At 37.6% G+C, this 25019-nt stretch carries 25 protein-coding genes; 23 read left to right on the top strand and 2 right to left on the bottom strand.

What is annotated here, in order from left to right; translation table 11 throughout:
• Positions 1-175: 175 nt before the first annotated feature.
• Together BUB96_RS05490 and BUB96_RS05485 are read left to right on the top strand one after the other, a co-directional pair.
• Positions 176-1441: a uracil-xanthine permease family protein gene (locus BUB96_RS05490; RefSeq protein WP_073297598.1), complete on the top strand. Its 1266-nt coding sequence runs from the start codon at positions 176-178 to the stop codon at positions 1439-1441.
• 144 nt (positions 1442-1585) lie between these two features.
• Positions 1586-2200, top strand: a complete 615-nt coding sequence (locus BUB96_RS05485) for a class I SAM-dependent methyltransferase (protein WP_407639288.1) — start codon at positions 1586-1588, stop codon at positions 2198-2200.
• 97 nt (positions 2201-2297) lie between these two features.
• On the opposite strand, the gene BUB96_RS05480 is transcribed toward BUB96_RS05485, so the two are convergent.
• A complete protein-coding gene (locus tag BUB96_RS05480; protein ID WP_073297596.1) occupies positions 2298-3836 on the bottom strand; it encodes an AbgT family transporter in 1539 nt (512 codons plus the stop codon).
• A 506-nt stretch (positions 3837-4342) separates the two neighbouring features.
• On the opposite strand from BUB96_RS05480, the gene rpoB reads away from it, so the two are divergent.
• The 6 genes from rpoB (at position 4343) to tuf (ending at position 16478) form a co-directional block, all read left to right on the top strand.
• Positions 4343-7909 carry a DNA-directed RNA polymerase subunit beta gene (rpoB, locus tag BUB96_RS05475; RefSeq protein WP_073297595.1) on the top strand — a complete coding sequence of 1189 codons (3567 nt, stop codon included), beginning with the start codon at positions 4343-4345 and terminating at the stop codon, positions 7907-7909.
• 164 nt (positions 7910-8073) lie between these two features.
• Positions 8074-11691 carry a DNA-directed RNA polymerase subunit beta' gene (rpoC, locus tag BUB96_RS05470; RefSeq protein WP_073297594.1) on the top strand — a complete coding sequence of 1206 codons (3618 nt, stop codon included), beginning with the start codon at positions 8074-8076 and terminating at the stop codon, positions 11689-11691.
• A gap of 302 nt (positions 11692-11993) precedes the next feature.
• A complete protein-coding gene (rpsL, locus tag BUB96_RS05465; RefSeq protein WP_073297591.1) occupies positions 11994-12404 on the top strand; it encodes a 30S ribosomal protein S12 in 411 nt (136 codons plus the stop codon).
• 49 nt (positions 12405-12453) lie between these two features.
• Positions 12454-12924 carry a 30S ribosomal protein S7 gene (rpsG, locus tag BUB96_RS05460; protein WP_073297588.1) on the top strand — a complete coding sequence of 157 codons (471 nt, stop codon included), beginning with the start codon at positions 12454-12456 and terminating at the stop codon, positions 12922-12924.
• Positions 12925-13018: 94 nt separating this feature from the next.
• Positions 13019-15112 carry an elongation factor G gene (gene fusA, locus BUB96_RS05455; protein WP_073297585.1) on the top strand — a complete coding sequence of 698 codons (2094 nt, stop codon included), beginning with the start codon at positions 13019-13021 and terminating at the stop codon, positions 15110-15112.
• Between the two features lie 184 nt (positions 15113-15296).
• Positions 15297-16478 carry an elongation factor Tu gene (gene tuf, locus BUB96_RS05450; protein WP_073297581.1) on the top strand — a complete coding sequence of 394 codons (1182 nt, stop codon included), beginning with the start codon at positions 15297-15299 and terminating at the stop codon, positions 16476-16478.
• A 328-nt stretch (positions 16479-16806) separates the two neighbouring features.
• Here tuf and BUB96_RS05445 read toward each other — a convergent pair whose 3' ends face one another.
• The gene (locus tag BUB96_RS05445; RefSeq protein WP_073297577.1) at positions 16807-17862 is read right to left on the bottom strand and encodes a nuclease-related domain-containing protein; all 1056 of its coding nucleotides are present in this window, start codon (positions 17860-17862) and stop codon (positions 16807-16809) included.
• Positions 17863-18292: 430 nt separating this feature from the next.
• On the opposite strand from BUB96_RS05445, the gene rpsJ reads away from it, so the two are divergent.
• The 15 genes from rpsJ to BUB96_RS05370 all read left to right on the top strand — a co-directional run bounded on the left by rpsJ (position 18293) and on the right by BUB96_RS05370 (position 24997).
• Entirely contained in the window at positions 18293-18601 is a 309-nt protein-coding gene (gene rpsJ / locus BUB96_RS05440) for a 30S ribosomal protein S10 (RefSeq protein ID WP_073297574.1), read from the top strand.
• A 90-nt stretch (positions 18602-18691) separates the two neighbouring features.
• Complete coding sequence (gene rplC / locus BUB96_RS05435; protein ID WP_073297569.1) at positions 18692-19327, top strand: 50S ribosomal protein L3; 636 nt, start codon at positions 18692-18694, stop codon at positions 19325-19327.
• Between the two features lie 21 nt (positions 19328-19348).
• Complete coding sequence (gene rplD / locus BUB96_RS05430) at positions 19349-19972, top strand: 50S ribosomal protein L4 (protein ID WP_073297566.1); 624 nt, start codon at positions 19349-19351, stop codon at positions 19970-19972.
• A complete protein-coding gene (gene rplW / locus BUB96_RS05425; RefSeq protein ID WP_073297563.1) occupies positions 19972-20271 on the top strand; it encodes a 50S ribosomal protein L23 in 300 nt (99 codons plus the stop codon). Before rplD ends, rplW begins: the two co-directional genes overlap by 1 nt.
• A gap of 61 nt (positions 20272-20332) precedes the next feature.
• Positions 20333-21175: a 50S ribosomal protein L2 gene (rplB, locus tag BUB96_RS05420; RefSeq protein WP_073297560.1), complete on the top strand. Its 843-nt coding sequence runs from the start codon at positions 20333-20335 to the stop codon at positions 21173-21175.
• Positions 21176-21223: 48 nt separating this feature from the next.
• Positions 21224-21505: a 30S ribosomal protein S19 gene (rpsS, locus tag BUB96_RS05415; RefSeq protein ID WP_073297557.1), complete on the top strand. Its 282-nt coding sequence runs from the start codon at positions 21224-21226 to the stop codon at positions 21503-21505.
• A 22-nt stretch (positions 21506-21527) separates the two neighbouring features.
• The gene (rplV, locus tag BUB96_RS05410; RefSeq protein ID WP_073297554.1) at positions 21528-21884 is read left to right on the top strand and encodes a 50S ribosomal protein L22; all 357 of its coding nucleotides are present in this window, start codon (positions 21528-21530) and stop codon (positions 21882-21884) included.
• 5 nt (positions 21885-21889) lie between these two features.
• Positions 21890-22549 (top strand): 30S ribosomal protein S3, encoded by a 660-nt coding sequence (gene rpsC / locus BUB96_RS05405; RefSeq protein ID WP_073297551.1) that lies wholly within the window; start codon positions 21890-21892, stop codon positions 22547-22549.
• Between the two features lie 3 nt (positions 22550-22552).
• Positions 22553-22984: a 50S ribosomal protein L16 gene (rplP, locus tag BUB96_RS05400; protein WP_073297548.1), complete on the top strand. Its 432-nt coding sequence runs from the start codon at positions 22553-22555 to the stop codon at positions 22982-22984.
• Positions 22974-23174, top strand: coding sequence for a 50S ribosomal protein L29 (gene rpmC / locus BUB96_RS05395; RefSeq protein ID WP_073297545.1), 201 nt, complete (start codon positions 22974-22976; stop codon positions 23172-23174). Before rplP ends, rpmC begins: the two co-directional genes overlap by 11 nt.
• 32 nt (positions 23175-23206) lie before the next feature.
• Entirely contained in the window at positions 23207-23470 is a 264-nt protein-coding gene (gene rpsQ, locus BUB96_RS05390) for a 30S ribosomal protein S17 (RefSeq protein WP_073297541.1), read from the top strand.
• A gap of 41 nt (positions 23471-23511) precedes the next feature.
• A complete protein-coding gene (gene rplN / locus BUB96_RS05385) occupies positions 23512-23880 on the top strand; it encodes a 50S ribosomal protein L14 (protein ID WP_073297537.1) in 369 nt (122 codons plus the stop codon).
• A gap of 30 nt (positions 23881-23910) precedes the next feature.
• Positions 23911-24216: a 50S ribosomal protein L24 gene (rplX, locus tag BUB96_RS05380; RefSeq protein WP_073297534.1), complete on the top strand. Its 306-nt coding sequence runs from the start codon at positions 23911-23913 to the stop codon at positions 24214-24216.
• Positions 24217-24245: 29 nt separating this feature from the next.
• The gene (rplE, locus tag BUB96_RS05375) at positions 24246-24785 is read left to right on the top strand and encodes a 50S ribosomal protein L5 (protein ID WP_073297531.1); all 540 of its coding nucleotides are present in this window, start codon (positions 24246-24248) and stop codon (positions 24783-24785) included.
• Positions 24786-24811: 26 nt separating this feature from the next.
• Positions 24812-24997 (top strand): type Z 30S ribosomal protein S14, encoded by a 186-nt coding sequence (locus BUB96_RS05370; RefSeq protein WP_073297528.1) that lies wholly within the window; start codon positions 24812-24814, stop codon positions 24995-24997.
• Positions 24998-25019: the final 22 nt, after the last annotated feature.

The following is a 25019-nucleotide window of genomic DNA, read 5'->3' as shown; positions in this document are numbered from 1 at the left end:
TCTTGGAGGTCAAAATAGACATCCAAAGAGATAGTTGTCAAAGGTCTTGAATAGATTATCTCTACAGTACATATATTGATTTGTTCTAAACTAGAGATAACTATCTCATGAGTTCTTTTGCTATCAAAAGAGCTCTATTTTTTTGCGCAAAAATTGACTATCGGGGGAGAATAAAATGATTGAAGAGAAGAAGTTACTGTTAGATGTAGATGAGAAGCCAGAGTTTTGTCCGGGTTTGCTACTTAGTTTTCAACATATTTTTGCGATGTTTGGGGCAACGATACTTGTTCCTATATTGACAGGATTACCTATTTCAGTTGCGTTAATAATGAGTGGTGTCGGGACACTAATTTATCATATGATTACTAAATCAAAGGTTCCTGTTTACCTTGGTTCTTCTTTTGCGTTTATTGGTGCAATGCAAATCGCTATGGATGAATTAGGCGGAGATGTTAGTGCCTCTCAAACGGGAATTATGATTGCTGGTCTTACATATGTTCTTATTGCTCTTATTGCTGCTAAATTTGGAACAAAGTGGATTGACGATTTATTGCCACCTATTGTTATTGGACCGATGATTATGGTCATTGGTTTAGGATTGTCCGGTTCAGCAGTGGAAAATGCTGGGTTAGTATCAGATGCAGAATGGCGCACAATCGTTGTCGCTTTAAGCACATTTTTAATAACGGCCTTTGTCAATACGAAAGCTACTGGATTTCTTAGAATTATTCCTTTTCTCATCGGAATAACTGGTGGTTATATTATTGCCTTGCTTCTTGGAGTGGTTGATGTGACTCCGATTCTTGAGGCTAATTGGTTTAGTTTCCCCGAATTATATCTTCCTTTTAAAACAACTTTATTTAATGAATATCATTTCTATTTTGGACCTGAAGCTTGGGCATTTTTACCTCTTGTATTAGTAACGGCTGCCGAGCATATTGGGGACCATACAGTTTTAAGCAAAATTACTGGACGTAATTTCTTAAAAGATCCAGGTCTTGCTGCAACGCTAACAGGTGATGGTGTGGCTACTTTTGTATCAGCTTTCTTTGGTGGGCCAGCAAATACCACATACGGTGAGAATACGGGTGTTGTTGGGTTAACTCGCATTGCTTCTACAAGTGTGATTCGAAATGCGGCGATTATTGCAATTATTTTAAGCTTTTTCGGAAAATTCACCGCTTTACTTACCACAATTCCTGATGCCGTTATCGGAGGAATGTCGATTATTTTATATGGAGTTATTGCAAGTAATGGTTTGAAAGTAATGATTGATGAGCAAATTGACTTTACGAAAGTGCGTAATTTGATTATTACAAGTGCTATGCTAGTCATTGGCCTGGGCGGAGCCGTCTTAGATCTAGGACCTTTGGTGTTGTCAGGAACAGCGTTGAGCGCAATTGTCGGTGTTATTCTTAATCTAATTTTACCTCAAGAGTAATGGGACGAACGTCTTGTAATGTACTTGCATAAGTGGGGTCATTGAGGAACGGAATAAGTGGATGTGTTCTGTGGATTGAGTTTTTGAAAAAATTTGTTAAACTATAAGCAACTAAAAATTCTGAATTTCGGGAGAGGACAGGGAATTATGGATCATTATTATTCGTCAAAACCTTCATCAGAGAGTCACCGTGAAACAATCGAAGTGAATCTTTCAGGCCGCAAGTTTTCGTTTGTGACAGATGCGGGTGTGTTTTCAAAAAAACGAGTGGATTTAGGATCAGAAGTATTAGCAACGACTGCTGCGCATACCGCCTTTCCTGAGGGGAATTTGTTAGATGTGGGCTGTGGATATGGGCCGATTGGATTATATTTAGCAAAGGCATTCCCAAATCGTCAAGTTGAAATGGTCGATATCAATGAACGAGCTATCCTTTTAGCTAAAGAGAATGCAAAATTAAATGCGACTGAGAATACTGAAATTTATGCATCAAATTTATTTGAGCAGGTGGAAAATCATCAGTTTGCAGGAATTATTTCTAATCCTCCAATTCGAGCGGGAAAAAAAGTAGTGCATCAGATTTTAGAAGAAGCTTATGATTATTTGAGGCCAGAAGGAAAGTTGCTGATTGTGATCCAAAAAAAGCAAGGCGCTCCAAGTGCACAAAAAAAGATGGAAGCCATTTTTGGAAATGTAAACCGAGTAGCATTAGAAAAAGGGTACTGGGTTTTGGCTTCAACAAAGGAATCAAAAGAATAGACTTTGAATAAATAAAAAAGAGTTGTTTAACTACTTGGCTTTGTGAAGCCGAGATTTGTTAAACAACTCTTTTTAAATTAATCTTTAGTCATTTTGATTAGAAAACAATCGGTGCTCCAGGTCCGAGTGGCCAGCCGAACAAGTACCAAACAGCAAACAGTAATGCCCAGCTCGCAAGAAAGACTCCCGAGTAAACAATCATAATGGAGATAAGCGTCCCGATTCCAGAATCTTCATCGTATCTTTTCATGAAGACTAAAATCATCGCGAAGTAACTCATTAAAGGCGAGATAATATTAGTGGTGGAATCTGCAATACGATAAGCCATTAATGTTGCTTCGGGTGCTATCTTCAATTCATAAAACATCGGTGTAAAGATTGGAGATAATAACGTCCATTTTGCGGAAGCGGATCCCATAAATAAATTTATGAACGCTGTCAAAAGAATAAAAGCAAGTAAAAGGGGTAAACCAACTAAACGAATCGATTTTAAGAAATCGGCACCTGTTGTCGCTAGAATGGTTCCCATATTTGAATAATCAAAGTAATTAATGAGTTGAGCAGCAAAGAAAGATAGGACAATATAGCTACCCATCGTTTTCATCGCTTCTGTCATTCCTTCAACAAAATCATTAGAATCCTTAATTTTACCAGTAGTTACTCCATAAGCTAGGCCAGGTAAGCTAAATAAAAGGAATAATGCGAAAAGTAATCCGCTACTTAAAAAAGTACTTAAGGATAGTTCCCCGGTTGTTTCGTCAATTGATTGAAATAAAGCATTTGAACCAAACATTAAGTAAGCCATGATTGCTACATAGATAATAAGAACGATTAGTGCATTTTTTAACCCTTTTAATTCTTGGTCGGTCAATGGCTCGTCACTTGGTCGGTAGCTTCCTGTATACTTGCCGAGTCGTGGTTCAATGATTCGGTCGGTTACAAGTGTTCCTACAATCGTTAGAAGAACGGTAGAAGCGATTAAAAAGTACCAGTTCGCTGTAATAGACATTTCATAATGAATGCCTGATGAAGCGAGGGATTCATTTGCCACTCCTACTAGTAATGCATCTAAAGGCCCAGGAAGTAAGTTGGCTGAAAAACCAGCGGAAACTCCTGCGAAGGCAGCGGTCAAACCAGCGATGGGGTGTCGTCCAGCTGCAGCAAAGATCATGGCGCCTAAAGGAACAATAACGACATAACCAACATCAGAAGCAATGTTTGACATAATTCCTGCAAAAACAATCGCTGCGGATAGCAAGCCGTTTGGAATGTTTGAAAGTAATTTTTTCATGGCTGCAGCAATTAAACCTGTCCACTCAGCAACGCCTACTCCTAACATAGCAATAAGAACTGTTCCTAAAGGGGCAAAGCTGGTAAAGTTTTCAACGGCAGAATTAAAGATATGGTTAATCCCTGTTGCGTTTAGTAAAGAAATGGCTTCTACGGTTATATACTCTTGTTCAGCACTATTGAAATAAGTAACCTCTACCCCCAATGAAGCTAAAACTTGAGATAAAACAATAACGAAAGCAGCTAAGAGAATGAATAAAACTACCGGATGAGGTAATCGGTTCCCAACTTTTTCTATCCACCCTAATGCTCCTGACATTTGTTGTGAATCTTCTTTCTTACTCATATTTTCCTCCTTATTTGAGAATGTTTCAATTATCTTAATGATCTCTCAAAAAAACAATGAAATATTTACCCCTTAGAATATCAAAGAAAGAAAAAGTTTTAAAGAGGAAACATAGAATTTTTTTGATTTCCAGCTATTCAAATGAGTTATAAAAGTTTTTTAAAATAGAATAAATTAAAAAAAGGTTGAAATAAATAAGTAAATGATTTATGATAATTGCTTGACATTGTGAAGATGATGTCCTATAATATATGAACGCTATATTGTTGGAAATATTGGTAAGAGTGGTCTGAAATATTGTCCAGACACACTTTTGGGAAAACAAAAGACATTGTGGATTTACTGAATACACATTTCTTTTGTTATTTTTTTGCTCAAAATTAGAAGAAATACTCATTTGTTACTACTTTGTAACAAATTTGTAATATTTGTAATGTTAATTAATGTCTGATTTAAAAGCATTTAATATTTCGAACAAACAGTGAAATCAATGAGAGGTGAATAGAGTGCGAGGTAATGAAGTTCACTATGGTAAAAAACGAGTTCGTAGAAGTTTTTCTAGAATTCGTGAAGTGATGGAAATTCCCAATTTGATTGAGATTCAATCCGACTCTTATCAGTGGTTTTTAGACGATGGTTTGAAAGAGTTATTCCAGGATATTTCTCCGATAGATGATTTTTCTGGGAACTTGTCTTTAGATTTTTTGGATTATTCATTTGATGAACCAAAATATACAGTTGACGAAGCACGCGAACACGATGCAAATTACTCAACACCCATCTATGTAAAGCTACGATTAGTAAATAATGAAACAGGCGAAATAAAAGAACAAGAAGTTTTCTTTGGAGATCTGCCTTTAATGACAGAACAAGGGACTTTTATTATTAATGGATCAGAGCGTGTAGTCGTTTCACAATTAGTACGTTCTCCAGGAGTCTATTTCAGTCCAAAAGTTGAAAAAAATGGTAGAGAAGGATTTAGTGCAGTAATGATTCCTAACCGTGGTGCATGGTTAGAATTTGAAACAGATACAAGAGGATTATTAAATGTACGAATTGATCGTACACGTAAATTACCTTTAACGACTTTCGTTCGAGCACTAGGTTTTGGGTCAGACGATGAAATAATTGATCTCATTGGTAATAATACAGCAATGCAAGGAACATTAGAAAAAGATATTCATAAAAACCCAGCGGATTCTCGTGTAGAAGAAGCGCTAAAAGACATTTATGAAAGTTTACGCCCAGGAGAGCCTAAAACAGCAGACTCTTCTCGAAGCTTACTTAACACTCGTTTCTTTGATCCAAGAAGATACGATTTAGCTTATGTGGGTCGTTACAAACTAAATAAAAAATTAAATATTAAGACTCGTTTATTAAATCAAACTTTAGCTGAAACACTTGTTGATCCTGAAACGGGTGAAATTTTAGTTGAAGAAGGTACTGTAATTAATCATGATATTATGGATGAATTAGCTCCTCATATCGATAACGGTTTATTAGATGTTACACTTACTCCATCTGATGAAGCCGTAGTTACAGAACCTATGAATGTTCAAATGATTAAAGTTTATTCTAAAAAAGATGCAGAACAAACAGTAAATATTATTGGAAACGGTGAACCAGAAGAAGATAAAAAATGGTTATTGCCAGAAGATGTGATTGCATCCATTAGTTACTACTTTGGTTTACTAGAAGGCCTTGGCGAAATTGACGATATTGACCATTTAGGAAATCGTCGAATTCGTTCAGTTGGTGAATTATTACAAAACCAATACCGTATCGGGGTTTCTCGTATGGAGCGTGTGGTGCGTGAGCGTATGTCTATTCAAGATGCAGACACGACAACTCCACAACAATTAATCAATATCCGTCCGGTAGTTGCTTCTGTAAAAGAATTCTTTGGTTCTTCTCAACTTTCTCAATTTATGGATCAGGTCAACCCGCTAAGTGAGTTATCTCATAAGCGTCGACTTTCTGCATTAGGACCTGGCGGATTAACGCGTGAACGTGCAGGTTATGAAGTGCGAGATGTTCACTATTCACATTATGGTCGTATGTGTCCGATTGAAACACCTGAGGGACCAAACATTGGATTAATTAACAGTTTATCCACCTATTCAAAAATAAATAAATTTGGCTTTATTGAAACACCTTATCGTAAAGTGGATCGTAAAAATGGCCAAGTGACCGATGAAATTGAATATTTAACTGCGGATGAAGAAGATTTGTATACCATCGCGCAAGCAAACTCCTTACTAGATGAGAACGACCAGTTTGTCGAAGATCGCGTATTGGCTCGTCGCCGAGACGACAACGAAGAAGTACCTGTTGGTCAAATTGACTATATGGACGTTTCTCCAAAACAAGTTGTTTCTGTGGCAACATCAAGTATTCCTTTCTTAGAAAATGATGACTCCAACCGTGCACTTATGGGAGCAAACATGCAACGACAAGCTGTTCCGTTGCTAGATCCACAAGCACCACTAGTTGGTACAGGAATCGAAAATACGGCAGCTAAAGGATCAGGTTCTGCAATTGTTGCGAGAGAATCAGGCGTCGTTGATTATGTGGATGCTGAAAATATTAGAGTTAAAAAATCAAATGGCATGATTGATCATTATCATGTCTTTAAGTTCCAACGCTCAAACTCTGGAACGTCATATAACCAAAGACCGATTGTCAATCATGGTGAAAAAGTGGATAAAGGGGACATTCTAGCGGATGGACCAGCTATGGAACAAGGAGAAATAGCTTTAGGTAAAAATCCATTAATTGCTTTCACTACTTTTGATGGTTATAACTTTGAGGATGCGGTTATTATGAGTGAACGTCTCGTTAAAGATGATGTTTACACATCTATCCACATCGAAGAATATGAATCAGAAGCTAGAGATACGAAATTAGGTCCAGAAGAGATTACCCGAGAAATTCCTAACGTGGGTGACGCAGCATTGAAAAATCTAGATGAAAATGGAATTATCCGAGTAGGTGCTGAAGTTCGTGATGGCGATATCTTAGTCGGTAAAGTCACACCAAAAGGAATGTCTGAACAATCTGCAGAAGAAAAACTCTTGCATGCCATTTTTGGGGAAAAAGCTCGTGAAGTTCGTGATTCTTCTCTACGTGTACCACACGGTGGAGGCGGAATTGTAAACGAAGTTAAAGTCTTCAAGCGTGAAGATGGCGATGAGTTATCTGCTGGAGTTAATGATCTCGTTCGAGTATATATTGCTCAAAAACGTAAGATTAGTGTTGGAGATAAAATGGCTGGACGACATGGAAATAAAGGGGTTGTCTCTTTAATCCTTCCAGAAGAAGATATGCCATATCTACCAGACGGTACGCCAGTGGATATTATGTTGAACCCACTAGGAGTTCCTTCACGTATGAACATTGGACAAGTCTTTGAATTACATTTAGGAATGGCAGCTCGTGAACTTGGTGTTCACTTTGCAACTCCTGTATTCGATGGTGCAACCGAAGAAGATATTATGGATGTATTAGAAGAAGCCGGATGGGATCGTGACGGTAAGACTGTTTTATACGATGGCCGTACTGGAGAAGAATTTGATAATAAAGTGTCTGTTGGTGTCATGTACTTCTTGAAATTATCTCATATGGTAGATGACAAGATGCATGCTCGTTCAACAGGTCCTTATTCACTCGTTACTCAACAACCTCTTGGAGGAAAAGCTCAATTTGGTGGTCAACGTTTCGGAGAGATGGAAGTATGGGCTTTAGAGGCTTATGGTGCTTCATATACTCTACAAGAAATCTTAACGTACAAGTCTGACGACGTTGAAGGACGTGTGAAGACGTATGAAGCTATCGTTAAAGGAGATCCTCTTCCAAAACCAGGTGTTCCAGAATCATTCCGAGTTCTTGTTAAAGAATTGCAGGCACTAGGCTTAGATATGAAAGTTATGGATGTGGATAATCACTCCATTGAATTAGAAACTGGCGATGAGGATAACACCTTTAATAATGTAGATTCTCTAGAAGAAATCAAAAGAAAAGAAGATGCAAAGCGAGAAGCTGAAGCAGCTAAAGAAGCAGAAGTTCAAGAATAAAAGCTTATAATATTTTTGTGTAACTATTACAGAAAGCAATAGGCTCTTATCTATTCGTTCTATAGAATAAGACAAGAAGCCAAAGACTTTAGGTTGCTTTCTGTTAATGGTACACAAATGAACAGAGGGCAGTTCAAAAAATCATAAAAGGGAGGTTTGCCCCCTTGATTGACGTAAATAATTTTAATCATGTACAAATTTCTATTGCTTCTCCTGAAAAAATCCGTGAATGGTCATATGGAGAGGTCAAAAAACCAGAAACCATCAACTACCGTACACTAAAACCAGAACGGGACGGTTTATTCTGTGAACGTATTTTTGGTCCAACTAAAGACTACGAATGTGCTTGTGGAAAATATCGTCGTATTCATTATAAAGGAATTGTTTGTGACCGTTGTGGTGTAGAAGTTACCAATTCGAAAGTTCGTCGTGAACGTATGGGTCATATTGAGCTAGCTACACCTGTTACACACATTTGGTATTTCAAAGGAATCCCAAGTCGTTTAGGACTTATTTTAGATATGAGTCCACGTTCTTTAGAAGAAATCATTTATTATGCTTCTTATGTGGTGATTGAACCTGGGGATACACCGTTTGAGAAAAAACAATTACTAAATGAGTTCGAATATCGTGATGCTCGTCTAGAATATGGAAATGCATTCCGTGCCGAAGTTGGTGCTGAAGCCATTAAGTTATTACTAGATGATGTAGATTTAGAAGCAGAAGTTAAAGAACTTAAAGAGTTCTTACTGACTGCAACGGGACAAAGACGTACACGCGCCATCCGCCGATTAGATATTATGGATTCATTTGCCATTTCTGGAAATGAACTACAATGGATGGTCATGGATGTTCTTCCAGTTATTCCACCAGAGCTACGTCCAATGGTTCAACTTGATGGTGGACGCTTTGCGACAAGTGATATGAATGATTTATATCGTCGTGTCATTAACCGTAATAACCGTCTGAAAAGATTATTGGATTTAAATGCACCACACATTATCGTTCAAAATGAAAAGCGTATGCTGCAAGAAGCAGTCGATGCCTTAATCGATAACGGTGGTCGTCCAGTTACTGGACCAGGAAATCGTCCATTAAAATCACTTTCTCATATGTTGAAAGGGAAACAAGGTCGTTTCCGTCAAAACTTACTCGGTAAACGTGTCGATTATTCAGGACGTTCCGTAATTGTTGTCGGACCTGAATTGAAAATGTCGGAATGTGGATTACCGAAACAAATGGCTGTTGAATTATTCAAACCATTTGTCATGCGTGAATTAGTCGCCCGTGAAATTGCGACAAATATTAAAAATGCAAAGCGTAAAGTAGAACAATTAGATGAAGAAATTTGGGAAGTATTGGAAGATGTTATTCAAGAACATCCAGTTCTTCTAAACCGGGCACCAACTCTTCACCGATTAGGGATTCAAGCATTCCAACCTGTTCTTATTGATGGAAAAGCAATCCGACTACATCCATTAGTCTGTGAAGCTTATAATGCGGACTTTGATGGGGACCAAATGGCGGTTCACGTACCGTTAAGTGAAGAAGCAAAAGCAGAAGCAAGAATCTTAATGCTTGGTGCACAAAACATTTTGAACCCTAAAGATGGAAAACCAGTTGTTACACCTTCTCAAGATATGGTTTTAGGAAACTATTATTTAACACTCGAGAGAGCTGGAGCAGAAGGGGAAGGAATGGCTTTCTCTACACCAGAAGAAGTATTCCAAGCTTACAAAACAGGATACGTTCATCTACACTCACGTATCGCTATCCAAACGGTTGATTTACCAAATAAACGCTTTACTGAAGAACAAAAAGATAAATATTTAATTACAACTGTTGGAAAAATAATCTTTAATAATATTATGCCGGAAGAATTCCCGTATCTAAATGAACCAACTTTAAACAATTTAGAAGTTCAAACACCGGATAAATATTTTGTTCCATACGGTACAAACATTAAAGAACACATTAAAAATCAAGAACCTATAAATCCATTTAAGAAAAAAGATTTAGGAAATGTCATTGCTGAAGTCTTCAAACGATTCCAAGTGGCTCAAACATCTGAAATGCTTGATAACATGAAAAACTTAGGCTATGAATATTCTACTAAATCAGGGATTACAGTGGGTATTGCCGATATTCCTATCCTAGCAGATAAAGAAGAACTTTTAGAAGATGCAAGTGCTAAAGTTGATCGAATCAATGCGACTCACCGAAGAGGATTAATTTCCGAAGATGAACGTTACCAAAACGTTATCGATATTTGGACAGAAGCTCGAGATATTATCCAAGACGAGTTAGCTACCTCAGTAGACCGTGAAAACAATATCTACATGATGAGTGACTCAGGAGCCCGTGGTTCCATCTCAAACTTTACCCAATTAGCAGGTATGCGTGGTCTGATTGCAGGACCAAGTGGGAAAATTATGGAATTGCCGATCACCTCGAACTTCCGTGAAGGGCTATCTGTTTTAGAGATGTTTATTTCTACTCACGGAGCTCGTAAAGGAATGACGGATACGGCACTGAAAACAGCGGACTCTGGTTACCTCACACGTCGCTTGGTTGATGTTTCTCAAGACGTAATTGTCCGAGAAGACGATTGTGGAACTGAAGGTGGAATTGTTGCTCGTGAATTGAAACAAGGCAACGAGGAAATTGAAAGTTTAGAAGAACGAATCATCGGTCGTTATTCTCGTCAAACAGTAGAAAACCCAGAAACTGGTGAAATACTTGTTAGCGAAAATGAAATGATTACGGAAGATATCGCACGTAACATTGTTCGTGCAGGTTATAAAGAAATTTCTATTCGTTCCGTTTATAAATGTAACGCTCGCCATGGTGTCTGCCGTAAATGTTATGGTAGAAACCTAGCAACAGGGCGTGAAGTTGAAGTAGGGGAAGCAGTAGGAATTGTTGCTGCACAATCCATTGGTGAACCAGGTACACAATTAACGATGCGTACATTCCATACCGGTGGAGTTGCAGGAGACGATATTACTCAAGGGTTACCACGTGTTCAAGAAATTTTTGAAGCGAGACATCCAAAAGGTCAAGCGACTATTTCAGAAGTTACAGGTACCATTGAATCTATTGAAGAAAACCCAGAAGAAAACGAAAAAGAAATTACGGTAAAAGGTCTAACAGATACACGTTCTTACAAATTACCAAGAAATGCACGTATGCGTGTGGATGTAGGAGACACCATTGAACGTGGAGACGCGTTTAATGAAGGTTCTATTGATCCAAAAGAATTACTGGCAGTAAGTGGTGTTTCAAAACTTCAAGAATATATCTTAAAAGAAGTTCAATACGCTTATCGAAGTCAAGGGGTAGAAATCGGAGACAAACACGTGGAAGTTATTGCACGTCAAATGTTACGAAAAGTTCGCATCCTTGACCCAGGGGATACTGAAATCTTACCAGGCGAATTAATGGATATTCATGATTTCAAAGATCATGTAACAGATACATTAATGTCTGGTGGACAACCAGCAACAGCTCGTTCCGTCTTACTAGGAATTACGAAAGCAGCGCTTGAAACAAATAGTTTCTTATCTGCTGCATCCTTCCAAGAAACAACACGTGTCTTAACGGATGCTGTTATTCGTGGTAAATCGGATGATTTAGTAGGATTGAAAGAAAATGTTATCATTGGTAAACAAATTCCAGCAGGTACAGGAATCCAGTTATATACAAACTTGGCTCCTAAATCAGTGGGAATAGACAATGAAGTAGTTTATGAAGATTCTGAAGAAGAAATCTCTGAAGAATAATCAATTTTTAGCAAGGAGTAAGGTGGAATTCTTACTCCTTTGCTAAAAATATTTTTATTAAAAAATGTTCTTAAAAAGTAAGTATGTGTTGACAGGAATGAGAAAGAATGATATTATTCTAAAGGTGCTTTTCATTTGGAAAGCCGCTATTCTCGTAATTATTTCGATGATAGACTTTCAAAGAAAAAGCGAAGATCTACACACGAGAGAATCGCATGACTATGCGGTTTAATAATTTTTTGTCTAGTGCGATACGTCTGGATGTGTGGACTTGAAATTATGGAAAGGGAGGGAAACAATAGATGCCTACAATTAATCAATTAGTTCGTAAACCTCGTAAGAGTAAAACAAAAAAATCTGAGTCACTTGCGTTAAATAGAGGATATAATACACTAAAACGCGAATCTACTCGAGTGTTATCTCCACAAAAACGTGGTGTTTGTACTCGTGTTGGGACAATGACTCCTAGAAAACCTAACTCAGCTTTACGTAAATATGCACGTGTTCGTTTGTCTAACCAAATTGAAGTTACAGCTTATATTCCTGGTGAAGGACATAACTTACAAGAACATAACGTAGTACTTATTCGTGGTGGTCGAGTAAAAGACTTGCCAGGGGTACGTTATCATGTAGTTCGTGGTGCTTTAGATACAGCTGGAGTTACTGACCGTAAACAAAGCCGTTCTAAATACGGTACTAAAAAACCTAAATAATAAATATTAATTACTAAAAATTAATGATACTCGAGAAAGGAGGATGGTCATGCCTCGTAAAGGACCCGTAGCAAAAAGAGATGTTATACCAGATCCAATTTACGATTCAAAATTAGTTACTCGCTTGATTAACCGTTTGATGGTAGATGGAAAACGTGGAAAAGCATCAACAATCTTATATAAAGCATTTGATATTATTGCTGAAGAAACTGGAAATGAACCAATGGAAGTATATGAACAGGCGTTGAAAAACTTAATGCCCGTATTGGAGGTACGTTCCCGCCGTGTTGGTGGATCAAACTACCAAGTACCCGTTGAAGTACGTCCAGAACGTCGAACAACTTTAGCATTACGTTGGTTAGTTAATTACGCACGTTTACGCGGAGAAACTACTATGTATGAACGCTTAGCTCATGAAATCATGGACGCAGCAAACAATACAGGTGCAGCAGTTCGTCGTCGTGAAGAAGTACACCAAATGGCAGAAGCAAATAAAGCATTTGCACACTACCGTTGGTAAGATGCAATACGAAATTTTAATTTGAAACATTGTACAAACAGATATATTAACAGCCTTAAAAGGGCACGAAAACAGAAATAAGGGGTGTAGAATTTTGGCTAAAAGAGAATTTTCTCTGGAGAACACACGTAATATCGGTATCATGGCTCATATTGATGCTGGTAAAACAACCACAACTGAACGTATCTTGTATTATACAGGCCGTACGCACAAAATTGGTGAAACGCATGATGGCGCTTCTCAAATGGACTGGATGGAACAAGAACAAGAGCGTGGTATTACGATTACGTCAGCTGCTACAACAGCTCAGTGGAAAGGCCACCGTGTAAACATCATTGATACTCCTGGACACGTGGACTTTACAGTTGAAGTTGAGCGGTCTTTACGTGTACTAGATGGTGCAGTTACAGTACTTGATGCACAATCTGGTGTTGAGCCACAAACTGAAACAGTGTGGCGCCAAGCAACAACTTATGGCGTTCCACGAATTGTCTTCATTAATAAAATGGATAAAATTGGAGCAGACTTCTTATATGCGGCCGGTACATTAAACGATCGTATGCAAGCAAATGCTCATCCTATCCAATTACCAATTGGTGCTGAAGATCAATTTGAAGGAATTATTGACTTAGTAAACATGAATGCAATTATTTATCATGATGAAATGGGTCAAGAAGTTACAATTGAAGAAATTCCTGAAGAATATCTAGACCAAGCAACAGAATATCGTGAGAACTTAGTTGAATCTGTTGCTGAATTAGATGATGAATTAATGATGAAATACCTTGAAGGTGAAGAAATCACTTTAGAAGAACTAAAAAATGGTATTCGTCAAGCAACACTTGATGTTGAATTTTATCCGGTTCTTGTTGGTTCAGCTTTCAAAAATAAAGGGGTACAACCTTTATTAGATGCTGTCGTTGACTATTTACCTTCACCGGTAGAAGTTCACGCGATTCAAGGACATTCTGCGGACAACCCAGAAGAAACGATTGAACGTCCTGCAGATGATAGCGGGCCATTCTCAGCATTAGCATTTAAAGTAATGACAGACCCATTTGTTGGTCGTCTAACTTTCTTCCGTGTGTACTCTGGTACATTAGAAGCAGGGTCATATGTATTAAATGCGACTAAAGACAACCGTGAACGTGTTGGACGTATCCTACAAATGCACGCAAATCACCGTCAAGAAATTCCTGAGGTATTTTCAGGAGATATTGCTGCAGCGGTAGGATTAAAAGATACAGCTACGGGTGATACTTTATGTGCTGAAGACTCACCAGTCATTTTAGAGTCTATGGAATTCCCGGAACCAGTTATCCAAGTAGCAATCGAACCTAAAACAAAAGCAGACCAAGATAAAATGGGTACAGCTTTACAAAAACTTGCAGAAGAAGACCCAACTTTCCGTGCTGAAACAGACCGCGAAACAGGTGAAACTTTAATTTCAGGTATGGGTGAACTTCACCTTGAAGTTATTGTTGACCGTCTAAAACGCGAATTTAAAGTTGAAGCAAACGTTGGAGCTCCTCAAGTTTCTTATCGTGAAACCTTCACGAAAACAGTTGAAGCAGAAGGTAAATTCATCCGTCAATCTGGTGGTAAAGGACAATACGGTCACGTATGGATTGAGTTCTCACCACTTGAAGAAGGAGAAGGCTTCGAATTTGAAGATGCAATTGTTGGGGGAGTTGTTCCGCGTGAATACATTCCAGCAGTTGAAGATGGTTTAGAGTCATCTATGGAAGGCGGAGTTTTAGCTGGTTATCCATTAATCGATGTTAAAGCTAAGCTTTATGATGGTTCTTATCACGATGTTGACTCGAGTGAGACAGCATTTAAGGTTGCCGCTTCAATGGCTCTACGTGCAGCAGCTAAAAAAGCTGGCGCTGTAATTTTAGAACCAATGATGTCTGTTGATATTACTGCTCCTGAAGAATATTTAGGAGACTTGATGGGTCATATTTCATCACGTCGTGGTACTATCGAAGGACAAGAACAACACGGAAATGCGATGACCGTTACAGGAACAATTCCATTATCCGAAATGTTTGGTTACGCAACAACTTTACGTTCAGCTACACAAGGTCGAGGAACATTTACAATGCAATTTGACCATTATGAAGCTGTTCCAAATAGTATTGCAGAAGAAATCATTGCAAAACATGGTGGATCTTCTGAAGAATAATTTCATTTATTCTTTCATAATTATTTGATCAATTAATCAAATAAAACACTGCGTAGTTGGGTGAAAAAGGGTATATTAATATTTGATTTCATCTAGCTATGTCAGTATAATGATTAAAGGTATGGATAGAAATATCTACCAAATAAAATTAAAATTTAAAATCCTTAAGGAGGACATTTTTAAAATGGGAAAAGAGAAATTTGAACGTACGAAACCACATATGAATATTGGTACAATCGGACACGTTGACCATGGTAAAACTACTTTAACAGCAGCTATTACAAACGTATTAGCTAAAAAAGGCTTAGCAGACGCTCAAGCTTATGATTCAATTGATGGGGCTTCTGAAGAAAAAGAACGTGGAATTACAATCTCAACTTCACACGTTGAATATGAAACAGAAAACCGTCACTATGCACATATCGATGCTCCAGGGCACGCGGACTACGTTAAAAACATGATCACTGGTGCTGCTCAAATGGACGGTGCGATCTTAGTTGTTTCTGCAGCTGATGGTCCAATGCCACAAACTCGTGAGCATATCCTATTATCTCGTCAAGTTGGTATTCCATATATCGTTGTTTTCTTAAACAAATTAGATATGGTAGATGACGAAGAATTAGTAGAATTAGTTGAAATGGAAGTTCGTGACTTATTAACAGAATACGACTATCCAGGTGACGACACTCCAGTAATCGCTGGTTCAGCTCTAAAAGCTTTAGAAGGCGACGAAGAATACGAAGCTAAAATCCTTGAATTAATGGATACTATTGATGAATATATTCCATTACCAGAACGTGACGACAGCAAACCATTCTTAATGCCAGTTGAGGACGTATTCTCAATCTCTGGTCGTGGTACTGTTGCTACTGGACGTGTTGAACAAGGTAAAGTTTCTGTTGGTGACGAAGTTGAAGTTGTAGGTATTAAAGATACAGCTAAAACAACTGTTACTGGTGTAGAAATGTTCCGTAAAATGTTAGACTTCGCTGAAGCTGGAGATAACATTGGTGCATTATTACGTGGTCTTTCACGTGAAGACATTGAACGTGGACAAGTTTTAGCACAACCAGGTTCAATTAACCCACATTCAAAATTCAAAGGTCAAGTTTATGTATTGTCTAAAGAAGAAGGTGGACGTCATACTCCATTCTTTACTAACTACCGTCCTCAGTTCTACTTCCGTACAACTGACGTTACAGGAGTTGTAGACTTACCAGAAGGAACGGAAATGGTTATGCCTGGTGACGATACAGAAATGACTGTAGAATTAATCGCACCTATCGCTGTTGAAGAAGGTACACGTTTCACAATTCGTGAAGGTGGACGTACAGTTGGTGCTGGAGTTGTAACAGAAATTCTATAATTCGTTATAGATTGATCGTTAACAGCTTAAAACTTAAAGATTAAAATAAGCCTTGCTACTTTGTATCGTAATGATACAGAGTGCAAGGCTTTTTTTGATGTTCTTATGGTGAAAGGTACTCTTGCGTTAAGATATTTCAATTATCTTTAACCAAGATGGTTCTCACGTTAAGACATTTCGATTATCTTTAACCAAGCTGGTTCTTGCGTCAAGTTATTTCGATTATCTTTAACCAAGATGGTTCTCACGTTAAGACATTTCGATTATCTTTAACCAAGCTGGTTCTCACGTCAATACACTCCAATTATCTTTAACCAACCCGCTGGTCTTATTTATTTTGTATATAGATTTTATAATCTTGATCATTCATATAATGAATTCTGGGTAAAGTTAGCTTAAAGTGGTGACGAATTTTATCTATAGGTAATTTCATATTTGTATAATAGGTATATTTTCCATTATTCTGTTTTTCAAAATGCTTATTTAAAATATTTGATAGTGTGACATGAGAAACCTGCCCATCAAAGAAATTGAGCAACTCTTTCCTCGTTAAATGTTTATCAGAACGTAAGACGCTATATTCACAAATAGTTCGTAAAATAGCCTCTTCACGGGGCTCATGGAAGCCGCAAGCACATTTAACATATTTTTCACGATTATTAAAATTCAAATCAAAACTCCCACAATTAGCACAACAGATCCCTTTACGAAGCTTTACCATTTCATCATCTGTAATAGCTCTAGCTTGATTCGGATTTAAAATTTCATACTGCTCTAGATACTGAATGAGTCCCTTTTTATCTATATATTCATATTGCTGAGCCTTCCGCTCTTCCTCAGCAATACCACGAATATATTTACGCAAGTCGTTCCTCAATATCACTTCAATATCTTCAACAGAAGATTGAATATCCACCTCCTGGTCAATCGCGACTAAAACTAACGCCCCTTTAACCTGAATATGAGGTGAAAACTCTCGGCAAATTTTCTTCAAGTTCAAAAAGTTCTTTCGAGCCTGAGCAACCGGACTGTTTTTCACCTTTTTATCTTTGACTCGACATACTCCGTTATTATGTGTATATTTATGATCATAATTTTTAACTTCAAAAACATAACAATGAGTATTCGTAATCAGCGTGAGGTCATTCTCACAGCGACCGAAATCATCAAACCACATATTTCTTATCACAATCCAATGCTCACATCCAAATCGTTTAATATAATCTACAACCGTATCTTCGCCAGCAAGCCCAGCCTCTTTGATCTTATAGAGATAACATTCTTTATTCGATATTTTCATTCTCCTCGTATAAATACGACTAAAATCTAAAAGGCTAGGGTACTTCTTCATTTCCTTTATCCCATATGTTTGAACTTCGATCATCCGTTATTCGCTCCTTAAAATATATTGAAGGAAAATTCCCCCTACTATATATATTTGCAAAAAAATCGCATTTTCTTTTATTTTTTTAGAATTATCTTCATTTTTTTCAAAATCCGACAAAAAGAAACCTTTTTACTCAGAAGAGAAATAAAAAAAATCGCAATTTTGCGAATAAATAACAAATAAAGCTTGATTCATCAAGGAAATCATTGTATACTATTCTATGTGTCTAATAAGGGGTCCATATACCCAAAAAGGGTATAATTTTTGTAAGAACACTCATTTGAGTGGATTTATACCCCCATTTAGAAGCAAAACAAGGCAATGAAGTGAGAGGTTGCGACACGCTCGGACGCGTTGCCATGAACGAGCGCGGTGGGAATTCTCGCAGAGCTATGTTTATTATAAAATAAACGAAGGAGGGAAAATCATGGCTAAACAAAAAATTCGTATTCGCTTGAAAGCTTATGAACACGGAGTGCTAGATCAATCAGCACAAAAAATTGTAGATACAGCAGAAAGAACAGGTGCAACAATCGCTGGACCAGTTCCTTTGCCAACAGAACGAGAAGTATTTACCGTTATCCGTTCACCACATATGTACAAAGACTCACGTGAACAATTTGAAATGCGTACACACAAACGCTTGGTAGATATTTTGAATCCAACACCAAAAACAGTTGATGCTTTAACTAAATTGGACTTACCATCTGGTGTAGATATCGAAATCAAACTATAAAAATGTTTTACCCAAGATTATTTGCTTAATCTTTTGAAATTATAAGCACTAAATAAATAAAAAAACTTAAATTATAATGGAGGTGTACTCATGACCAAAGGAATCTTAGGGAAAAAAATCGGTATGACACAAATTTTTGATGAATCAGGACTTTTAGTTCCTGTAACAGTCTTAGAAGTTCAACCAAATACTGTATTACAAGTTAAAACTATCGAATCAGATGGATATAACTCTGTTCAATTAGGGGTTGACGACAAACGAGCTGTTTTATCAAATCAAGCCGAACAAGGTCATGTTAAAAAAGCAGATACCGCTCCTAAGCGCTTCGTTAAGGAAATTCGCGATGCTGAGCTTGGAGAGGTAGAAGTTGGAACTGAATTAACTGTAGAATTATTCGAAGCAGGAGATACTGTTGATGTTACTGGTACTTCAAAAGGTAAAGGATACCAAGGAAACATCAAGCGCCATAACCAATCTCGCGGGCCAGAAACACACGGTTCACGTTACCATCGTCGAGTTGGGGCAATGAGTGCAGCAGCAACACCCGGACGCGTTCGTAAAGGTAAAAAATTACCTGGGCAAATGGGTGGAGATAAAATCACTATTCAAAATCTTGAAATTGTTCAAGTAGACACAGAGAAAAATGTTCTTTTAGTAAAAGGTAATGTACCTGGAGCTAAAAAATCATTTGTCGAAATCAAATCAGCAGTAAAAGCTGACAACTAATCTGGAAGGGGGATTTGACACATGCCAACTGTAGACTTATTAAAACAAGATGGAACAACCGCTGGTGAAGTCGTATTAAACGATGAAGTTTTTGGTATTGAACCAAATGATAACGTTGTGTTTGATGTAGTTACAAATCAACAAGCTACACAAAGACAAGGAACACATGCAGTGAAGAATAGAAGTGCCGTACGTGGTGGTGGTAAAAAGCCATGGCGTCAAAAAGGTACAGGACGTGCTCGTCACGGATCTATCCGTTCTCCACAATGGCGTGGTGGTGGAGTTGTTTTCGGACCTACTCCTCGATCATATGGTTACAAAGTATCAAGAAAATCTCGTCGTCTAGCAATCAAATCTGTCCTTTCTCAAAAGGTACTAGATGAAGAATTGATTGTTGTTGACTCATTAACACTAGACACACCAAAAACAAAAGACTTCAGAGCAATCTTAGATAATTTAGAAGTAGATAAAAAAGTACTACTCGTATTAGAAAATACGAATGAAAACATCTTTAAATCTGCTCGAAACATTCCAAACGTAAAAATTGTTTCTTCAGATAATGTTTCAGTATTAGATGTAGTAGCACATGACTACTTATTAATTACACAAACAGCTCTAGAAGAATTAGAGGGGGCTCTTCAATAATGGATGCACGTGATATCATTATTCGTCCAGTCATCACAGAACAATCTGTATTTGATATGGATGACAAAAAATATACATTCATCGTTGATCCACGAGCTAATAGATCTCATATCAAACATGCAATTGAAGAATTGTTTGATGTAGACGTTAAGAAAGTTAACGTAATAAACACTGCTCGCAAGCCAAAAAACATGGGACGCTACCAAGGCTACAAAAAGAGCCGCAAAAAAGCAATTGTTACTTTAACAGAAGCTTCAGCAGACATTGAAATCTTTGGCGAAAGCAATGATGAAGAATAATTCATTGAACGATAGTAAATAACTAAAAAATCAAGTAACGAAATATAAGGAGGGGAAAATAGTGGCTATTAAGAATTATAAACCTACTTCAAACGGTCGACGTAATATGACAGGTTTAGACTTTTCAGAAATTACTACTAACAAACCTGAAAAATCACTACTTGTTAAGAATCCTAAAAGAGCAGGCCGTAATCATCAAGGTAGAATCACGACCCGTCATCACGGCGGTGGCCACAAGCACCAATATCGTGTAGTTGACTTCAAACGTCAAAAAGATGGAGTTCGCGGTATTGTTAAAACGATTGAATATGATCCAAACCGTTCAGCAAATATTTCCTTAATTCAATATGAAGATGGAGTTAAAACATATATTTTAGCACCTAGAGGAATTCAAGTTGGACAAGAAATTATATCAGGTGAAGATGTAGATATTAGAACAGGGAATGCACTTCCATTAGTAAATATTCCAGTGGGTACATTCGTTCATAATATCGAATTAAAACCTGGTAGAGGTGGACAACTCGTTCGTTCAGCTGGTGGTTCAGCACAAGTATTAGGTAAAGAAGGTAAATACGTTCTTGTACGTTTAAGTTCAGGAGAAAACCGTTTAATCTTAGCTTCTTGCCGTGCAACAATAGGTACTGTCGGTAACGAACAACATGAGTTAGTAACGATTGGTAAAGCAGGACGTAATCGTTGGTTAGGTAAAAGACCAGCTGTACGAGGATCTGCAATGAACCCTAACGATCACCCACACGGTGGTGGGGAAGGTAAAACCGGAATCGGTATGCCAAGTCCAATGTCACCATGGGGTAAACCTACTCTTGGTAAGATTACTCGTCGTAAGAAAAAATCAGATAAATTAATTGTACGTGGACGTCGTAAGAAAAAACGTAGCAAATAATTAATAATGAACGTTTAAGAATCTAGAATTTAAAAAAGGAGGGTGAACATGGCCCGTAGTTTAAAAAAAGGACCTTTTGTCGATGATCATTTAATGAAGAAAGTTCAAGAAATGGGCGATGACAATAAACGAGTTATTCGTACTTGGTCACGCCGCTCAACAATTTTTCCGAATTTTGTTGGACACACAATCGCTGTTTATGACGGTCGTAAACATGTACCCGTATATATTCAAGAAGATATGGTTGGACACAAATTAGGAGAATTTGCTCCAACAAGAACATTCCGTGGACACGGTCGTAGTGAACGTACATCAGGAATCGCACAATAATTTGTGAAAGGAGGAAACAATAATGGCAGATACAATTACACAAGCGAAAGCAACTGCTAAAATAGTACGTATTGCTCCACGCAAAGTACGCCTGGTTGTAGATACAATTCGAGGTAAAAGTGTTGCCGAAGCAATTTCTACCCTTCGTTTCGCAAATAGAGGTGCAGCAGAAGCAGTAGAAAAAGTATTAAATTCAGCAGTCGCAAATGCCGAGCATAATTTTGATTTAGATGCAGCTGATTTAGTTGTAAGTGAAGCTTATGTGAATGAAGGACCAACGTTGAAACGTTTTCGTCCACGTGCACAAGGTGCAGCTTCAAGAATAAATAAAAGAACAAGCCACATCACAGTTGTGGTATCAGAGAAAGAGGAGGCATAAATAAAATGGGACAAAAAATTAATCCAAATGGTTTACGAGTTGGCGTTATCCATGACTGGGACGCAAAATGGTTTGCAGATGACAAAGATTTCGCAGACGTATTACACGAAGATTTAAAAATCCGTAAACACATTGATACAGCCTTAGTAGATGCTTCTGTTTCTCGTGTTGAAATTGAACGTGCGGCTAACCGCATCAATATTTCAATTAATACCGCTAAACCAGGTATGGTTATCGGTAAAGGCGGTTCAGAAGTAGACAAACTAAGAAACGAATTAAACAAATTAACTGGAAAAAGAGTCCATGTTAATATTATAGAAATTAAAAAAGCAGAATTGGACGCAAAACTTGTTGCTGAAGATATTGCACAACAATTAGAAAACCGTATAGCATTCCGTCGTGCTCAAAAACAAGCAATCCAAAATACAATGCGTGCTGGTGCAGAAGGTATCCGTACTCAAGTATCTGGACGTTTAAATGGAGCAGACATGGCTCGTACAGAAAGCTTTTCAGAAGGAACAGTACCATTACACACTATTCGTGCAGACATAGATTATGCACATGCTGAAGCAGATACAACATTCGGTAAAATTGGTGTTAAAGTTTGGATCTCTAAAGGAGAAGTTCTTCCTGAAATTGCAGGAAAACCGGAAGGAGGAAAATAATCGATGTTAGTACCTAGACGTGTAAAATATCGTCGCGAATTCCGTGGTAAAATGCGCGGAGAAGCAAAAGGCGGTAAAGAAGTAGCATTTGGACAATATGGTTTACAAGCTCTTGATTCTAAATGGATCACAAGTCGTCAAATTGAAGCGGCTCGTATTGCTATGACTCGTTACATGAAACGTGGTGGGAAAGTATGGATTAAAATTTTCCCTCATAAACCAGTATCAGCTAAAGCAATTGGTGTTCGTATGGGTTCAGGTAAAGGGGCTCCAGAAGATTGGGTATCACCAGTAAAACGTGGAAAAATCATGTTTGAAGTTGGGGGAGTTTCTGAAGAAGTAGCTCACGAAGCCTTGCGTTTAGCATCACATAAACTACCAGTGAGAACGAGAATTGTATCTCGTGAAGAAAGTGGTGACTCGCATGAAAGCTAAAGATTTAGTAGAATTATCCACTGAAGAATTATTAGAAAAAGAAGCTGACTATAGACAAGAATTATTTAACTTGCGCTTTCAATTAGCGACAGGACAACTAGAAAACACTGCGCGAATTAAACAAGTAAGAAAAAATATTGCTCGTGTAAAAACAGTTTTACGTCAAGCTGAAATTACACAAGAAGCTTAATCTGAAAGTTCTTTTGAAAAGGAGGCAATAAATTGACAGAACGTAATGAACGTAAAGTTTACGTTGGGCGAGTTGTTTCAGATAAAATGGACAAAACAATCGTCGTAGAAATTCCTACACGTAAGCAACATTCTAAATATCAAAAACGAATTATTAGATCAACAAAATTAACAGCTCATGATGAAAATAACATTGCAAAAGATGGGGACCTAGTAAGAATCATGGAAACCCGTCCACTATCTAAAACAAAACGTTTCCGTTTAGTAGATGTAGTGGAAGAATCTGTAGTTCTATAATCATCTCAAAGCTGCTTGAAATGTGAAGGGAGGACTCTGACATGATTCAAACAGAAAGTAAAATGAAAGTTGCAGACAACTCAGGCGCACGTATCGTGAAAGTCATCAAAGTATTAGGTGGTTCAGGCGCTAAGTATGCAAACATCGGTGACCAGGTAGTTGTTTCTGTTCAACAAGCTACACCTGGTGGCGTTGTCAAAAAAGGTGAAGTTGCTCGTGCAGTTATTGTGCGTACAAAAACAGGAGTTCGTCGATTAGATGGTTCATATATTAAATTTGACGAAAATGCTTGTGTGTTAATTCGAGAAGATTTAACTCCAAGAGGTACACGTATATTTGGCCCGGTAGCAAGAGAATTACGTGATAATAACTTTATGCGTATTATTTCGTTAGCACCGGAAGTACTATAATTATTAATTGAATACAAGGAGGTGCACGAAATGTTTGTTAAAAAAGGAGATACAGTAAAAATTATCGCTGGAAACTATAAAGGTGAGACCGGTGAAGTTTTACAAGTATTACCAAAATTAAATAAAGTCATTGTTGAAGATGTTAACATCGTAAAAAAACATCAAAGACCAACAGGAATGGGCCAAGAAGGCGGAATCGTTGAAGAAGAAGCACCAATCGATGCTTCAAACGTACAGTTAGTTGATCCAGAAACTGGCGAATCTTCAAGAGTTGGTTATAAAGAAGAAGATGGAAAAAAAGTGCGCTATTTTAAAAAATCAGGAAACACTTTATAAAATAGTGGGGAAGGGAGGATATCTCTGAGATGAATCGTTTGAAAGAACAATATAGTAATGACGTTGTAAATTCATTAATGGAAAAATTCGATTATGAATCTGTAATGGAAGTACCAAAGGTTGATAAAATCGTTCTAAATATGGGTGTTGGTGATGCAGTTGCTAACTCACGTAATTTAGAAAATGCTGTAAATGAATTAACTTTAATTGCAGGTCAAAAACCTGTAGTCACTCGTGCAAAAAAATCAGTCGCTAGCTTCCGTTTACGTGAAGGAATGCCAATTGGTGCGAAAGTAACTTTACGTGGAGCTCGTATGTATGATTTCTTAGACAAATTAGTTTCTGTTTCATTACCTCGTGTACGTGACTTCCGTGGCGTAAACAAAAATTCATTTGATGGCCGTGGGAACTACACTTTAGGTGTGAGAGAGCAATTGATTTTCCCAGAAATTAATTATGATGACGTAAGTAAAGTTAGAGGATTAGACATTGTTATTGTTACAACGGCAGACACTGATGAAGAAGCAAGAGAATTACTTGCAGAACTAGGAATGCCATTCCAAAAATAATCTTTTCGAGGAGGAAATGATATAATATGGCTAGAAAAGCTTTAATTGAAAAGAATAAAAAACCAGCTAAATATTCTACTCAAGAGTACACTAGATGTGAACGCTGTGGTAGACCTCACTCAGTATATCGTAAATTTAAATTATGTAGAGTTTGTCTTCGAGAAGTAGCACATGAAGGACAAATCCCAGGTTTGAAAAAAGCAAGCTGGTAATATAAAGATAGATTTGTAAGAA

It is taken from the genome of Atopostipes suicloacalis DSM 15692 (assembly GCF_900129085.1).
Classification (GTDB): Bacteria; Bacillota; Bacilli; order Lactobacillales; family Carnobacteriaceae_A; genus Atopostipes; species Atopostipes suicloacalis.
Note: the sequence above shows the minus strand (reverse complement) of the source record. Positions and strands in the feature narration are given on the sequence as shown.

Bases quoted from the DNA above. Each gene is read 5' to 3' on its own strand.
- BUB96_RS05490 (WP_073297598.1), top strand. From the start codon at position 176: ATGATTGAAGAGAAGAAGTTACTGTTAGATGTAGATGAGAAGCCAGAG.
- BUB96_RS05480 (WP_073297596.1), bottom strand. From the start codon at position 3,836: ATGAGTAAGAAAGAAGATTCACAACAAATGTCAGGAGCATTAGGGTGG.
- rpsL (WP_073297591.1), top strand. From the start codon at position 11,994: ATGCCTACAATTAATCAATTAGTTCGTAAACCTCGTAAGAGTAAAACA.
- rpsG (WP_073297588.1), top strand. From the start codon at position 12,454: ATGCCTCGTAAAGGACCCGTAGCAAAAAGAGATGTTATACCAGATCCA.
- tuf (WP_073297581.1), top strand. From the start codon at position 15,297: ATGGGAAAAGAGAAATTTGAACGTACGAAACCACATATGAATATTGGT.
- BUB96_RS05445 (WP_073297577.1), bottom strand. From the start codon at position 17,862: ATGATCGAAGTTCAAACATATGGGATAAAGGAAATGAAGAAGTACCCT.
- rpsJ (WP_073297574.1), top strand. From the start codon at position 18,293: ATGGCTAAACAAAAAATTCGTATTCGCTTGAAAGCTTATGAACACGGA.
- rplC (WP_073297569.1), top strand. From the start codon at position 18,692: ATGACCAAAGGAATCTTAGGGAAAAAAATCGGTATGACACAAATTTTT.
- rplD (WP_073297566.1), top strand. From the start codon at position 19,349: ATGCCAACTGTAGACTTATTAAAACAAGATGGAACAACCGCTGGTGAA.
- rplW (WP_073297563.1), top strand. From the start codon at position 19,972: ATGGATGCACGTGATATCATTATTCGTCCAGTCATCACAGAACAATCT.
- rpsS (WP_073297557.1), top strand. From the start codon at position 21,224: ATGGCCCGTAGTTTAAAAAAAGGACCTTTTGTCGATGATCATTTAATG.
- rplV (WP_073297554.1), top strand. From the start codon at position 21,528: ATGGCAGATACAATTACACAAGCGAAAGCAACTGCTAAAATAGTACGT.
- rpsC (WP_073297551.1), top strand. From the start codon at position 21,890: ATGGGACAAAAAATTAATCCAAATGGTTTACGAGTTGGCGTTATCCAT.
- rplP (WP_073297548.1), top strand. From the start codon at position 22,553: ATGTTAGTACCTAGACGTGTAAAATATCGTCGCGAATTCCGTGGTAAA.
- rpmC (WP_073297545.1), top strand. From the start codon at position 22,974: ATGAAAGCTAAAGATTTAGTAGAATTATCCACTGAAGAATTATTAGAA.
- rplN (WP_073297537.1), top strand. From the start codon at position 23,512: ATGATTCAAACAGAAAGTAAAATGAAAGTTGCAGACAACTCAGGCGCA.
- rplX (WP_073297534.1), top strand. From the start codon at position 23,911: ATGTTTGTTAAAAAAGGAGATACAGTAAAAATTATCGCTGGAAACTAT.
- rplE (WP_073297531.1), top strand. From the start codon at position 24,246: ATGAATCGTTTGAAAGAACAATATAGTAATGACGTTGTAAATTCATTA.
- BUB96_RS05370 (WP_073297528.1), top strand. From the start codon at position 24,812: ATGGCTAGAAAAGCTTTAATTGAAAAGAATAAAAAACCAGCTAAATAT.